Annotated in this window: 12 protein-coding genes; all 12 read left to right on the top strand. The window is 68.3% G+C overall.

Features of this window, described 5'->3' with window-relative positions; translation table 11 throughout:
- Positions 1-136 precede the first annotated feature (136 nt).
- The 12 genes from JHD77_RS12935 to JHD77_RS12990 all read left to right on the top strand — a co-directional run bounded on the left by JHD77_RS12935 (position 137) and on the right by JHD77_RS12990 (position 14,466).
- Complete coding sequence (locus JHD77_RS12935; protein ID WP_003110467.1) at positions 137-1,699, top strand: MBOAT family O-acyltransferase; 1,563 nt, start codon at positions 137-139, stop codon at positions 1,697-1,699.
- A 14-nt stretch (positions 1,700-1,713) separates the two neighbouring features.
- Positions 1,714-2,889 (top strand): alginate O-acetyltransferase, encoded by a 1,176-nt coding sequence (algJ, locus tag JHD77_RS12940; RefSeq protein WP_003092111.1) that lies wholly within the window; start codon positions 1,714-1,716, stop codon positions 2,887-2,889.
- A gap of 72 nt (positions 2,890-2,961) precedes the next feature.
- Complete coding sequence (gene algF / locus JHD77_RS12945) at positions 2,962-3,612, top strand: alginate O-acetyltransferase AlgF (RefSeq protein ID WP_003092112.1); 651 nt, start codon at positions 2,962-2,964, stop codon at positions 3,610-3,612.
- Positions 3,613-3,808: 196 nt separating this feature from the next.
- Positions 3,809-5,254, top strand: a complete 1,446-nt coding sequence (locus JHD77_RS12950; RefSeq protein WP_003092113.1) for a mannose-1-phosphate guanylyltransferase/mannose-6-phosphate isomerase — start codon at positions 3,809-3,811, stop codon at positions 5,252-5,254.
- Between the two features lie 387 nt (positions 5,255-5,641).
- On the top strand, positions 5,642-6,790 hold the full coding sequence (arnB, locus tag JHD77_RS12955; protein ID WP_003158298.1) for a UDP-4-amino-4-deoxy-L-arabinose aminotransferase: 1,149 nt from the start codon (positions 5,642-5,644) through the stop codon (positions 6,788-6,790).
- Positions 6,787-7,806 (top strand): undecaprenyl-phosphate 4-deoxy-4-formamido-L-arabinose transferase, encoded by a 1,020-nt coding sequence (gene arnC / locus JHD77_RS12960; protein ID WP_003112880.1) that lies wholly within the window; start codon positions 6,787-6,789, stop codon positions 7,804-7,806. The genes arnB and arnC overlap by 4 nt, the downstream gene beginning before the upstream one ends.
- Positions 7,803-9,791, top strand: coding sequence for a bifunctional UDP-4-amino-4-deoxy-L-arabinose formyltransferase/UDP-glucuronic acid oxidase ArnA (gene arnA, locus JHD77_RS12965; RefSeq protein WP_003119539.1), 1,989 nt, complete (start codon positions 7,803-7,805; stop codon positions 9,789-9,791). Before arnC ends, arnA begins: the two co-directional genes overlap by 4 nt.
- A complete protein-coding gene (gene arnD, locus JHD77_RS12970; protein ID WP_003112878.1) occupies positions 9,788-10,675 on the top strand; it encodes a 4-deoxy-4-formamido-L-arabinose-phosphoundecaprenol deformylase in 888 nt (295 codons plus the stop codon). The genes arnA and arnD overlap by 4 nt, the downstream gene beginning before the upstream one ends.
- On the top strand, positions 10,672-12,321 hold the full coding sequence (arnT, locus tag JHD77_RS12975) for a lipid IV(A) 4-amino-4-deoxy-L-arabinosyltransferase (protein WP_030048742.1): 1,650 nt from the start codon (positions 10,672-10,674) through the stop codon (positions 12,319-12,321). The genes arnD and arnT overlap by 4 nt, the downstream gene beginning before the upstream one ends.
- Positions 12,318-12,665, top strand: coding sequence for an EamA family transporter (locus JHD77_RS12980; protein ID WP_003112876.1), 348 nt, complete (start codon positions 12,318-12,320; stop codon positions 12,663-12,665). Before arnT ends, JHD77_RS12980 begins: the two co-directional genes overlap by 4 nt.
- Positions 12,662-13,075, top strand: coding sequence for a 4-amino-4-deoxy-L-arabinose-phosphoundecaprenol flippase subunit ArnF (gene arnF, locus JHD77_RS12985; protein ID WP_003110472.1), 414 nt, complete (start codon positions 12,662-12,664; stop codon positions 13,073-13,075). The genes JHD77_RS12980 and arnF overlap by 4 nt, the downstream gene beginning before the upstream one ends.
- Positions 13,072-14,466, top strand: coding sequence for a UDP-glucose 6-dehydrogenase (locus JHD77_RS12990; RefSeq protein ID WP_003117510.1), 1,395 nt, complete (start codon positions 13,072-13,074; stop codon positions 14,464-14,466). Before arnF ends, JHD77_RS12990 begins: the two co-directional genes overlap by 4 nt.
- The last annotated feature ends 113 nt before the right edge of the window (positions 14,467-14,579 follow it).

A 14,579-nucleotide genomic window follows, 5' to 3' on the forward strand; every position in this document is an offset into this window, starting at 1 on the left:
GACGCGGGCGGGCGCAACACCTTAGGCAACACCACGGGGAGGAAAACGGCGGGTCGTCCCGCCTTTCCTCGAGCGCTCCAGGGCGCGGAAAGGCAGGGCCGACCTGAATGGTTGACGCTCTAGAGAGAGAGACGGCATGGTCTTTTCTTCAAACGTGTTCCTGTTCCTGTTCCTGCCGGTCTTTCTCGGCCTGTACTACCTGAGCGGCGAACGTTACCGGAACCTGCTGCTGCTGATCGCCAGCTACGTGTTCTACGCCTGGTGGCGGGTGGACTTCCTCCTGCTGTTCGCCGGGGTCACCGTCTTCAACTACTGGATCGGCCTGCGCATCGGCGCCGCCGGCGTACGCACCAGGGCCGCGCAACGCTGGCTGATCCTCGGCGTGGTGGTCGACCTCTGCGTGCTCGGGTACTTCAAGTACGCCAACTTCGGCGTCGACAGCCTCAACGAGATCATCACCTCGTTCGGCATGCAGCCGTTCGTGCTGACCCACATCCTGCTGCCGATCGGCATCTCCTTCTACACCTTCGAGTCGATCAGCTACATCATCGACGTCTACCGCGGCGATACCCCGGCGACCCACAACCTGATCGACTTCGCCGCCTTCGTCGCGATCTTCCCGCACCTGATCGCCGGCCCGGTGCTGCGCTTCAAGGACCTGGTCGACCAGTTCAACCACCGCACCCACACCGTCGACAAGTTCGCCGAAGGCTGCACCCGCTTCATGCAGGGCTTCGTCAAGAAGGTGTTCATCGCCGACACCCTGGCCGCCCTCGCCGACCACTGCTTCGCCCTGCAGAACCCGACCACCGGCGACGCCTGGCTCGGCGCCCTGGCCTACACCGCGCAGCTCTACTTCGACTTCTCCGGCTACAGCGACATGGCCATCGGCCTCGGCCTGATGATGGGCTTCCGCTTCATGGAGAACTTCAACCAGCCTTACATCAGCCAGTCGATCACCGAGTTCTGGCGGCGCTGGCACATCAGCCTGTCGACCTGGCTGCGCGACTACCTCTACATCAGCCTGGGCGGCAACCGCGGCAGCACCTTCCAGACCTACCGCAACCTGTTCCTGACCATGCTCCTCGGCGGCCTGTGGCACGGCGCCAACTTCACCTACATCATCTGGGGCGCCTGGCACGGCATGTGGCTGGCGATCGAGCGGGCCCTCGGAGTGAACGCCGCGCCGCGCGTGCTCAACCCTTTGAAGTGGGCGTTCACCTTCCTCCTGGTGGTGATCGGCTGGGTGATCTTCCGCGCCGAGAACCTGCAGGTCGCCTGGCGCATGTACGAAGCCATGTTCAGCTTCGGCACCTGGCAGCTCTCCGAACTGAACCGCGCCAGCCTCACCGGCCTGCAGGTCGGCACCCTGGTCCTGGCCTACCTGGTGCTGGCGTTCTTCGGCCTGCGCCAGTTCTACAACCAGCCATTGCAGACCAAGGCGCCCAAGGCCGCGGCGAACAGCGACGAAGTGGCCGCCGACGGCCCGGCCAGTGCCCAGCCGCGCGCCCCGCGCGAGGCCGCCGGCGACCCGGCGGCGATCGCCTACTCGCCGAGCGGCGCGCTGGTCTACCAGCCGAGCTGGCTCAGCCAGTTGCCCGTCCTGGCCACCCGCCTGGCGCTGCTCCTGCTGTTCGCCGCCTCGGTGCTGAAGCTCTCCGCGCAGAGCTACTCGCCATTCCTCTACTTCCAGTTCTGAGCGAGGCCCACGCCATGACACAGAGCATTTCCCGCCCCCTGCAATACGCCTATATCGCCGCCTTCGGCGGGCTGCTGCTGGGGCTCGCCGGATGGTCGCTGAAGAGCGTGCCGGGCTTCTCCGCCGCGGCCGATACGCCACTGCTCAACGGCAAGCTGGCGCACGCCTTCGAAGCCCACTACGACAAGGAATTCCCGATCAAGCGCCTGGGCACCAACCTCTGGGCCGCACTCGACTACACGCTGTTCCACGAAGGCCGCCCCGGCGTGGTGATCGGCAAGGACGGCTGGCTGTTCACCGACGAAGAGTTCAAGCCGGCACCGAGCGGCCAGCAACTGGAAGACAACTGGGCACTGGTACGCGGCGTGCAGCGGGAGCTGAACCGACGCGGCGTCAAGCTGGTGCTCGCGGTGATCCCGGCCAAGGCCCGCCTGTATCCCGAGCACATCGGCCGCGAGCAGCCGGCCGCGCTGCACGACAGCCTCTACCAGGACTTCCTGGCCCGCGCCCGCGCCGCCGGCATCGACAGTCCCGACCTGCTCGGCAGCCTGCGCCAGGCCAAGGACAACGGCGCGGTGTTCCTGCGCACCGACACCCACTGGTCGCCGCTCGGCGCGGAAACCGTGGCCCAGCGCCTCGGCGCGGAGATCCGCGAGACGCACCTGCTGGATGTGCCGGCGCAGAACTTCGTCACCCGCGTCGGCGAAGAACGCACGCACAAGGGCGACCTGCTCAGCTTCCTGCCGCTCGACCCGCTGTTCGACGAACTGCTGCCACGTCCGGAGCAGTTGCAGCAACGCACCACCGAAGCCGCGCCGGCACTGCCGGGCGGCCAGCAGTCCGGCGCGGGCGACGACCTCTTCGGCGATAGCCAGCAACCGCGCCTGGCGCTGGTCGGCACCAGCTACAGCGCCAACCCCAGGTGGAACTTCGAGGGCGCGCTGAAACAGGCGCTGTCCGCCGACCTGATCAATTACGCGAAGGAAGGCAAGGGCCCCCTCGAACCGATGCTGGAACTGCTGCAGGACGAAGGCTTCCGCAAGGACCCGCCGCAACTGCTGGTCTGGGAGTTTCCCGAGCGCTACCTGCCGATGGCCAGCGACCTCAGCCAGTTCGACGCCGACTGGGTCGCCCAGCTGAAGGCCAGCGGCGGCCGCGATGAGCGCCTGGCCGCCAGCCGCAACGATTGAACGAACACAGCCAAGGCTGTTTACCCACGGGGCCGAGCGCCCCGCTGAAGAAGAAGCAACGGAGGAATACCCATGAACCCGATGACCCGCCGCCACACCTGGACCCGCCTGGCCTGCGCACTTTCCCTCGGCGTCGCCGCATTCGCCGCGCAGGCCGACGAGGGCGCCCTGTACGGGCCCCAGGCACCCAAGGGCTCGGCCTTCGTCCGCGCCTACAACGCCGGCAACAGCGAACTCGACGTGTCGGTCGGCAGCACCAGCCTGAACGACGTCGCGCCGCTCGGCTCCAGCGACTTCAAGTTCCTCCCCCCCGGCAGCTACACCGCCCAGGTCGGCCAGCAGAGCCTGCCGGTCAAGCTCGACCCGGACAGCTACTACACCCTGGTCAGCCAGCCCGGCGGCAAGCCGCAGCTGGTGGCCGAGCCGCCGTTCAAGAACAAGCAGAAGGCACTGGTGCGGGTGCAGAACCTCAGCGGCTCGAAGCTGACCCTGAAGACCGCCGACGGCAAGACCGACGTGGTCAAGGACGTCGGCCCGCAAAGCCACGGCGACCGCGAGATCAACCCGGTGAAGGTGAACCTGGCGCTGTTCGACGGCAGCAAGAAGGTCAGCGACCTGAAGCCGGTCACCCTGGCCCGCGGCGAGGTGGTCTGCCTGTACGTCACCGGCAGCGGCGGCAAGCTCGCGCCGGTCTGGGTCAAGCGCCCGGTGAAGGCGGACTGAGACCGACCGGGAGGGGCTCGCCCCTCCCGGCATTCCACACAACAAGACCGGCCCGACACCGGCGCACCAACCGTCAGCGCTCCCGCAGAAGGAGCGCACTGGAGAGGTCACCCGGGGCTCCGTGGAGCCCGGTAACGAGATATCCCGCCGCGCGGCGGGATCCCTAGACAGACGCATCGCTTCAAGGAGAAACAACATGATCCCAGTAATCCTTTCCGGTGGCAGCGGCTCGCGACTCTGGCCTCTTTCCCGCAAGCAGTACCCCAAGCAGTTCCTCGCCCTTACCGGCGACGACACCCTGTTCCAGCAGACCATCAAGCGCCTGGCCTTCGACGGCATGCAGGCGCCGCTGCTGGTGTGCAACAAGGAGCACCGCTTCATCGTCCAGGAACAGCTGGAGGCACAGAACCTGGCGAGCCAGGCGATCCTCCTCGAACCCTTCGGCCGCAACACGGCGCCGGCGGTGGCCATCGCCGCGATGAAACTGGTCGCCGAAGGCCGCGACGAACTGCTGCTGATCCTTCCCGCCGACCACGTGATCGAGGACCAGCGCGCCTTCCAGCAGGCCCTGGCGCTGGCCACCAACGCCGCCGAAAAGGGCGAGATGGTGCTCTTCGGCATTCCCGCCAGCCGCCCCGAGACCGGCTACGGCTACATCCGCGCGAGCGCCGATGCGCAACTGCCGGAAGGCGTCAGCCGGGTGCAGAGCTTCGTCGAGAAGCCCGACGAAGCCCGCGCCCGCGAGTTCGTCGCCGCCGGCGGCTACTACTGGAACAGCGGCATGTTCCTGTTCCGCGCCAGCCGCTACCTGGAAGAACTGAAGAAGCACGACGCCGACATCTACGACACCTGCCTGCTGGCCCTGGAGCGCAGCCAGCACGACGGCGACCTGGTGAACATCGACGCCGCCACCTTCGAATGCTGCCCGGACAACTCCATCGACTACGCGGTGATGGAGAAGACCTCACGCGCCTGCGTGGTGCCGCTGTCCGCCGGCTGGAACGATGTCGGCAGCTGGTCGTCGATCTGGGACGTGCACGCCAAGGACGCCAACGGCAACGTCACCAAGGGCGACGTGCTGGTCCACGACAGCCACAACTGCCTGGTGCACGGCAACGGCAAGCTGGTCTCGGTGATCGGCCTGGAGGACATCGTGGTGGTGGAAACCAAGGACGCCATGATGATCGCCCACAAGGACCGGGTGCAGGACGTCAAGCACGTGGTCAAGGACCTCGACGCCCAGGGCCGTAGCGAGACCCAGAACCACTGCGAGGTCTACCGTCCGTGGGGCTCCTACGACTCGGTGGACATGGGCGGCCGCTTCCAGGTCAAGCACATCACCGTGAAGCCCGGCGCGCGCCTCTCGCTGCAGATGCACCACCACCGCGCCGAGCACTGGATCGTGGTTTCCGGGACCGCCCAGGTGACCTGCGACGACAAGACCTTCCTGCTCACCGAGAACCAGTCGACCTACATCCCGATCGCCTCCGTGCACCGCCTGGCCAACCCCGGCAAGATCCCGCTGGAGATCATCGAGGTGCAGTCCGGCAGCTACCTCGGCGAGGACGACATCGAGCGCCTGGAAGACGTCTACGGGCGCACCGCAGAACCGGCCCTGCAAGTGGTCGCCGGCAGCCGCTGAAGCGTCGACCCGGCCCCCTGGCGGAGCGATCCGCCAGGGGGCTGTTTTTTTCCGACAACCTACGGGATTGACTTTCCCTGGCCCTCCCCATGTTTCCATGAAGTTTCCGGAATATTCACGGGGAGCGGACATCAAGTATTAATGAACCCTTAAAGAAACAGGACTCGGGTTATTAATAAAAGCCACTCAGAAAACACCCGAGATCCTTTCCAACCAACCCTGCAAGCCCCTGAAAACTAGGCTTCCGGCTTTATCCTCCAGTTTCTTCGAGTTCGTTCAGTCTTCATTCAGCCGTTGTTAAGCGAGTCTTAACAAACGTTCAGGCAGCATTCAGCGACATATAAATAACCTCTTCGTACCGCCCTCCCAGTACCGAGGCTTCATTACATGTCACTGGACTTTCTGCCATTCTCCCGGCCAAGCATCGGCGAGGACGAAATCGCCGCCGTGGAGCAGGTCCTGCGTTCCGGCTGGATCACCACCGGGCCGAAGAACCAGGAGCTCGAACAGCGCTTCGCCGAACGCCTCGGCTGCCGCCACGCGGTGGCGCTATCCTCGGCCACCGGCGCCCTGCACGTCACCCTGCTGGCGCTGGGCATCGGCCCCGGCGACGAAGTGATCACGCCGTCGCTGACCTGGGTCTCCACCGCCAACGTCATCACCCTGCTCGGCGCCACCCCGGTGTTCGTCGACGTCGACCGCGACACCCTGATGTGTTCGGCGCAGGCAGTGGAAGCCGCCATCGGCCCGCGCACCCGCGCCATCGTGCCGGTGCACTACGCCGGCTCCACCCTGGATCTCGAAGGCCTGCGCACGGTCGCCGGGCGCCACGGCATCGCCCTGGTCGAGGACGCCGCCCACGCGGTCGGCAGCGAATACCGCGGGCGCCCGGTAGGCTCCCGCGGCACGGCGATCTTTTCCTTCCACGCGATCAAGAACCTGACCTGCGCCGAAGGCGCGATGTTCGTCAGCGACGACAGCGCCCTCGCCGAACGGGTCCGCCGCCTCAAGTTCCACGGCCTCGGGGTCGATGCCTACGACCGCCTGAGCCATGGACGCAAGCCGCAGGCGGAAGTGATCGAGCCCGGTTTCAAATACAACCTGGCCGACCTCAACGCCGCCCTCGCGCTGGTCCAGCTCAAGCGCCTGGACGCGCTCAACGCGCGCCGCCAGGCCCTCGCCGAACGCTACCTGGAGCGCCTCGCCGGCCTGCCGCTGGCGCCGCTCGGCCTGCCCGCGCACGAGCAGCGCCACGCCTGGCACCTGTTCATCCTGCGCATCGACGCCGAGGCCTGCGGCCTGGGCCGCGACGCCTTCATGGAAGCCCTGAAGGCGCGCGGCATCGGTAGCGGCATCCATTTCATCGCCAGTCACCTGCACCACTACTACCGCCAGCGCCAGCCGCGCCTGAGCCTGCCCAACAGCGAGTGGAACTCGGCCCGCCTGTGCTCCATCCCGCTGTTCCCCGACATGCGCGACGACGACATCGAGCGCGTCGCCCGCGCCATCGAGGAGATCCTGGAGAAACGTCGATGAAGCCCTATCCGATCGACCTGGTCTCGGTGGTGATCCCGGTCTACAACGAGGAAGCCAGCCTGCCCGAACTGCTGCGCCGCACCGAAGCCGCCTGCCTGGAGCTGGGCCGCGCCTTCGAGATCGTGCTGGTCGACGACGGCAGCCGCGACCGCTCCGCGGAACTCTTGCAGGCCGCCGCCGAACGCGACGGCAGCGCCGTGGTGGCGGTGATCCTCAACCGCAACTACGGCCAGCACGCGGCGATCCTCGCCGGCTTCGAACAGTCCCGTGGCGACCTGGTGATCACCCTCGATGCCGACCTGCAGAACCCGCCGGAGGAAATCCCGCGCCTGGTGGAGCGCGCCGCGCAGGGCTACGACGTGGTCGGCAGCATCCGCGCCGAGCGCCAGGACTCGGCCTGGCGGCGCTGGCCTTCGCGCCTGGTGAACCTGGCGGTGCAGCGCTCCACCGGGGTCGCCATGCACGACTACGGCTGCATGCTGCGCGCCTACCGGCGCAGCATCGTCGAAGCGATGCTGGCCTGCCGCGAACGCAGTACCTTCATCCCGATCCTGGCCAACGGCTTCGCCCGGCATACCTGCGAGATCCGCGTCGCCCACGCCGAGCGCGCCCACGGCGAATCGAAATACAGCGCGATGCGCCTGCTCAACCTGATGTTCGACCTGGTCACCTGCATGACCACCACGCCGCTGCGCCTGCTCAGCCTGGTCGGCGGCGGCATGGCCCTGGCCGGCTTCCTCTTCGCCCTGTTCCTCCTCGTGCTGCGCCTGGCCTTCGGCGCCGCCTGGGCCGGCAACGGCCTGTTCGTGCTGTTCGCCGTGCTGTTCATGTTCAGCGGCGTGCAGTTGCTCGGCATGGGCCTGCTCGGCGAGTACCTCGGGCGCATGTACAGCGACGTGCGCGCGCGGCCGCGCTTCTTCATCGAGCGCGTGGTCCGCGCCACGCCCTCCGCGCTTCCCTCGGCCCTGCAGCGGGCCGGTTTCACCTCTTCATCCAGCGAGCCTTCCACGCCATGACCTCGAAAGCCGTCGTCTTCGCCTACCACGACATCGGTTGCACCGGTATCGAAGCCCTGCTCAATGCCGGCTACGAGATCGCCGCCGTCTTCACCCATGCCGACGACCCACGGGAAAACACCTTCTACGCCTCGGTCGCACGCCTCTGCGCCGAGCGCGGCATTCCGCTGCACGCGCCCGAGGACGTGAACCATCCGCTGTGGCTGGAGCGCATCCGCCAACTGCGCCCGGACTTCCTGTTCTCCTTCTATTACCGCCGCCTGCTCGGCGCCGAGCTGCTCGCCTGCGCCGCACGCGGCGCCTACAACCTGCACGGTTCGCTGCTGCCGCGCTACCGCGGACGCGCCCCGGCGAACTGGGTGCTGGTCAACGGCGAAACGCAGACCGGGGTGACCCTGCATCGCATGATCGAGCGCGCCGACGCCGGGCCGATCCTCGCCCAGCAGGCCGTCGCCATCGACCCCGAGGACACCGCCCTGAGCCTGCACGGCAAGCTGCGCAAGGCCGCCGGCGCCCTGCTGCGCGACAGCCTGCCGCTGCTCGCCCTCGGCGTGCTGCCGGAAGTCGAGCAGGACGAGAGCCAGGCCAGCCACTTCGGCCGGCGCACCCCGGCGGACGGCCTGCTCGACTGGCACAGGCCGGCACGGCAGTTGTACGACCTGGTGCGCGCGGTGACCCAGCCCTACCCTGGCGCCTTCTGCCAGGTCGGCGAACAGAAGCTGATCGTCTGGAGCGCCGAGGTGGTCGCCGGCAACCACGGTCGCGAGCCGGGCAGCGTACTGTCCTGCGACCCGCTGCGGATCGCCTGCGGCGAGGACTCGCTGGTGCTGCGCTTCGGCCAGCGCGGCGAGCGCGGCCTGTACCTGGCCGGCACGCAACTGGCCACCGAGCTGGGCCTGGTCGAGGGCGCGCGCCTGCGTGGCGCGGCGTCCGGCCCGCAGCGCCGCACGCGGGTGCTGATCCTCGGGGTCAACGGCTTCATCGGCAACCACCTGTCCGAACGCCTGCTGCGCGACGGTCGCTACGAGGTCCACGGCATGGACATCGGCTCCGACGCCATCGAACGGCTCAAGGCCGACCCGCATTTCCACTTCGTCGAAGGCGACATCGGCATCCATTCGGAGTGGCTCGAATACCATGTGAAGAAATGCGACGTGATCCTGCCGCTGGTGGCCATCGCCACGCCCATCGAGTACACGCGCAACCCGCTGCGGGTGTTCGAACTGGACTTCGAGGAAAACCTGCGGATCGTCCGCTACTGCGTGAAATACGGCAAACGCGTGGTGTTCCCTTCCACCTCCGAGGTCTACGGCATGTGCCAGGACCCGGACTTCGACGAAGACCGCTCGAACCTGGTGGTCGGGCCGATCAACAAGCAGCGCTGGATCTACTCGGTGTCCAAGCAGTTGCTCGACCGGGTGATCTGGGCCTACGGCCAGCAGGGCCTGCGCTTCACCCTGTTCCGTCCGTTCAACTGGATGGGCCCGCGCCTGGACCGCCTGGATTCGGCGCGGATCGGCAGCTCGCGGGCGATCACCCAGCTCATCCTGCACCTGGTCGAAGGCACGCCGATCCGCCTGGTCGACGGCGGCGCGCAGAAGCGCTGCTTCACCGACGTCGACGACGGCATCGAGGCCCTCGCGCGGATCATCGACAACCGCGACGGCCGCTGCGACGGGCAGATCGTCAACATCGGCAACCCGGACAACGAGGCGAGCATCCGCCAGCTCGGCGAGGAACTGCTGCGCCAGTTCGAGGCCCACCCGCTGCGCGCGCAGTTCCCGCCCTTCGCCGGCTTCCGCGAGGTGGAGAGCCGCAGCTTCTACGGCGACGGCTACCAGGACGTGGCCCACCGCAAGCCGAGCATCGACAACGCCCGGCGCCTGCTCGACTGGCAGCCCACCATCGAACTGCGCGAGACCATCGGCAAGACCCTCGACTTCTTCCTCCACGAAGCGCTCCGCGAGCGCGAGGCACAGGCGTGATCCAGGCCGGCCTGCGCATCGACGTCGACACCTTCCGCGGCACCCGCGACGGGGTGCCGCGGCTGCTCGAGCTGCTCGACGAAGCCGGGCTGAAGGCGACCTTCTTCTTCAGCGTCGGCCCGGACAACATGGGCCGCCACCTCTGGCGCCTGGCGCGCCCGGCGTTCTTCTGGAAGATGCTCCGCTCGCGCGCCGCCAGCCTGTATGGCTGGGACATCCTGCTGGCCGGCACCGCCTGGCCGGGCAAGCCGATCGGCCGCGAACTCGGCCCGCTGATGCGGCGGACCCAGGCCGCCGGCCACGAGGTCGGCCTGCACGCCTGGGACCACCATGCCTGGCAGACCCACGCCGGCGTCTGGAGCGTGCAGCAGCTCGGCGAGCAGATCCGCCGCGGCAGCGATTGCCTGGCGGACATCCTCGGCCAGCCGGTGCGTTGTTCCGCCGCCGCCGGCTGGCGCGCCGACGGCCGGGTGGTCGAGGCCAAGCAGCCCTTCGGCTTCCGCTACAACAGCGACTGCCGCGGACGCGGCGCGTTCCGCCCGCGCCTGGCCGACGGCAGCCCTGGCATCCCGCAGGTGCCGGTGAACCTGCCGACCTTCGACGAGGTGGTCGGTCCCGGCCTGCCGCGCGAGGCCTACAACGACTTCATCCTGGAACGCTTCGCCGCTGGCCGCGACAACGTCTACACCATCCACGCCGAGGTCGAGGGGCTGCTCCTCGCCCCGGCGTTCCGCGAACTGCTGCGGCGCGCCGAACGGCGCGGCATCCGCTTCCGACCGTTGGGCGAACTGCTGCCGGACGATCCGCGCAGCCTGCCGCTGGCCGAACTGGTGCGCGGCCGCCTGGCCGGCCGCGAGGGCTGGCTGGGAGTGCGCCAGCCATGAGCCGCCGCCAGACCTGTTCGCTGCTGCTGATCGCCTTCGGCCTGTTCTACCTGGTTCCATTGAGCAACCATGGCCTGTGGATTCCCGACGAGACCCGCTACGCGCAGATCAGCCAGGCGATGCTGCTGGGCGGCGACTGGGTGTCGCCGCACTTCCTCGGCCTGCGCTACTTCGAGAAGCCGGTCGCCGGCTACTGGATGATCGCCCTCGGCCAGGCGGTCTTCGGCGAAAACCTGTTCGGCGTGCGCATCGCCTCGGTCGTCGCCACCGCCCTCAGCGTCCTGCTCGCCTACCTGCTGGCCCGCCGCCTGTGGCGCGACCCACGCACCAGCCTGGCGTGCGCGCTGCTCTACGCCAGCTTCGGCTTGATCGCCGGGCAGTCCGGCTATGCCAACCTCGACCCGCAATTCACCTTCTGGGTCAACCTGAGCCTGGTGGCGCTGTGGCATGCCCTCGACGCGGGGAGCCGCCGCGCGCGCCTGCTCGGCTGGACCCTGCTCGGCCTCGCCTGCGGCATGGGCTTCCTGACCAAGGGCTTCCTCGCCTGGCTGCTGCCGGTGCTGGTCGCCCTGCCCTACATGCTCTGGCAGCGGCGCTGGCGCGAGCTGCTTGGCTACGGCGCGCTGGCGGTGCTGGCGGCGCTGCTCGTCTGCCTGCCCTGGGCGCTCGCCGTGCATGCGCGGGAAGCGGACTACTGGCGGTTCTTCTTCTGGCACGAACACATCCGCCGCTTCGCCGGCGAAGACGCCCAGCACTCTCGCCCGTGGTGGTTCTACCTGCCGTTGCTGGCGGTCTCCTGCCTGCCCTGGAGCGGCCTGCTGCCGAGCGCGCTGCGCCAGGCCTGGCACGAGCGGCGCCAAGCGCCGGTGGTCTTCCTGGCGCTATGGCTGCTGTTGCCGCTGGCGTTCTTCAGCCTGAGCCGGGGCAAGCTGCCGACCTACATCATGCCCTGCCTGCTGCCGCTGGCACTGCTCATGGGCCACGCCCTGGTGCAGCGGCTGCGCCTGGGGAACAGCGTCGCGCTGCGCGGCAACGGGCTGCTCAACCTGGGCCTGGCGCTCCTCGCGCTGGCGGCCCTGGCCTACCTGCAACTGCGCAAGCCGGTGTACCAGGAAGAACCCTTCGAGCTGTTCCTGGTCCTGCTGGTGATCGGCGCCTGGGCCGCCGCCGGCCTCGCCCAGTGGCGCTACCCGCTACGCGCCTGGGCCGCGCCGCTGCTGGCGAGCTGGGTGCTGATCGCGCTGCTGCCGGCAGCGATGCCCAACCATGTGGTGCAGAACAAGACCCCCGACCTGTTCGTCGCCGAACACCTCGACGAACTGACCGGCGCCCGCCATCTGCTGAGCAACGACCTCGGCGCCGCCTCGGCCCTCGCCTGGCGCCTGCGTCGTAGCGACGTGACGCTCTACGACACGCGCGGCGAGCTGAAGTACGGCCTCTCCTACCCCGAGCACAGCCAGCGCAGCGTGCCCTTGGCAGACATCCGCCAGTGGCTCTGGCAGGCACGCCAGGACGGCTCGGTTGCCGTGCTGCTGCGGATCAACAGCGCCAGCGACCGCTACCAGCTGGCGCTGTTGCCGGGCGACGGCGAACGCTACCGGAACGGCAACCTGGTCCTGGCGATCCTGCCGCAGGTGCGCCCATGAGCGCCGCGCTGCTGCTCGCCACCCTGCTCATGACCGGCCTCGGCCAGGTTGCGCAGAAGCTCACCGTGGAGCACTGGCGCCTGGTCGCCGCCGACGGCTGGACGGCGCGCCTGCGCAGTCCGTGGCCGTGGCTGGCGCTGCTCGCCCTCGGGCTCGGCCTGCTCTGCTGGCTGCTGCTCCTGCAACGGGTGGAAGTCGGCAGCGCCTATCCGATGCTGGCGCTGAACTTCGTCCTGGTCACCCTGGCGGCACGCTTCGTCTTCGATGAGCCGGTGGATCGCCGCCACCTCGCCGGCCTGTTGCTGATCGTCGCCGGCGTGGCCCTGCTCGGGAGGAGCGCATGAACGCGCTACGCGGCTGGCTGGCGGCGCTGGGCAGCGTGCTGCTGGCCAGCGCCGCCCAGCTCGGCATGCGCTGGGGCATGAGCCGCCTGCCGCTGCCTGAAGCCTGGGCCGGGCAAACGCCGGAGCGCGCCGCGTTGCTCGCGGTAGCCCTGGCGGTGGCGGCCTACGCCGCCTCCCTGCTGTGCTGGCTGGCCGCCCTGCGCCACCTGCCGCTGGGCCGCGCCTACAGCCTGTTGAGCGCCAGCTACGCGCTGGTCTACCTGCTGGCGGCGAGCCTGCCGGCGTTCGATGAAACCTTCAGTACCAGCAAGACCCTGGGCGTAGGCCTGGTGGTGCTCGGCGTGTTGACCGTCAACGCCCGCCGCACCGCTGCCGCGCCCGCGCATCATCCGTCGAGGAAAGCACCATGAAGATCAGCGTATTCGGCAGTGGCTATGTAGGACTGGTGCAGGCCGCCGTCCTCGCCGAAGTGGGCCACGATGTACTGTGCATGGACATCGACCGGAACAAGGTCGAACGCCTCGCGCAGGGCCTCGCCAGCATCTACGAACCCGGGCTCGACGCCTTGCTGCGCGAAGGCCTGGACAGCGGCCGCCTGCGTTTCAGCAGCGATGCGCGCCTGGCCGTGGAACACGGCCGGGTGCAGTTCATTGCGGTCGGCACCCCGCCTGGCGAGGACGGCGCGGCCGATCTCGGCGCGGTCTTCGCGGTGGCCGATGCCATCGCCGAGCACCGCCGCAAGCCCGTCATCGTGGTGGAGAAATCGACCGTCCCGGTAGGCACCGGCGACCGCCTGCGCGCGCACATCGAGCGGCGCCTGGAAGCCGACGGACGCGAGCTGGAATTCGAGATCGTCTCCAACCCGGAATTCCTCAAGGAAGGCTCCGCCGTCGCCGACTGCCGGCGCCCGGACCGCATCGTGGTCGGCTGCGACAACGAAGAGGTGCGCCAGGTGATGCGCGAACTCTACGAGCCGTTCAACCGCAACCACGACCGCATGCTGTTCATGGGCCTGCGCAGCGCCGAACTGACCAAGTACGCGGCGAACGGCATGCTGGCGACCAAGATCAGCTTCATCAACCAGATCGCCGAACTGGCCGAACACCTCGGTGCCGACATCGAGGCGGTGCGCCAGGGCATCGGCGCCGACCCGCGGATCGGCTACCACTTCATCTACCCCGGCTGCGGCTACGGCGGCTCCTGCTTCCCCAAGGACATGCGCGCGCTGATCCACAGCGCCGAGCAGGCGCATTGCTCCAGCGACCTGTTGCAGGCAGTGGAAGCGATCAACCGGCGGCAGAAGCACAAGCTGTTCGAACGCATCCGGGTGTTCTACGACGGCGACCTGCGCGGCAAGACCTTCGCCCTCTGGGGCCTGGCCTTCAAGCCGAACACCGACGACATGCGCGACGCGCCCAGCCGCGAACTGATGGAAGCGCTCTGGCGCCACGGCGCGCAGGTGCGCGCCTACGATCCCGAAGCCATGCAGGAAACCCAGCGGCTCTATGGCCACGACGAACGCCTGAGCCTGATGGGCACCCCCGAGGCGACCCTGGGAGGCGCCGATGCGCTGGTCATCTGCACCGAGTGGCAGCAATTCAAGGCACCGGATTTCGAGCTGCTCAAGGAGCGCCTGAAGGCCCCGGTGATCTTCGACGGGCGCAACCTCTACGACCCCGAGCGCATGGCCCGCCACGGCTTCCACTACTACCCGATGGGACGCGGGCAGTCCTGCTCGTTGCCGATCAACGAGGCCAGCCTCGCACAGGAAGATGGCGTGCGCCTGTTGCGCCAGGCCTGAGGCCGCCCCAGGTCGGATCGACCGCTGGGGCGAATAACCGCTTGCGGTTATCCGCCGGTTCTCCGGAGTCTCGGCGGATAACGCCTGCGGCGTTATTCGCCCTACCCCCTGCC

It is taken from the genome of Pseudomonas sp. P20, from assembly GCF_016463925.1.
Lineage (GTDB): Bacteria > Pseudomonadota > Gammaproteobacteria > Pseudomonadales > Pseudomonadaceae > Pseudomonas > Pseudomonas aeruginosa.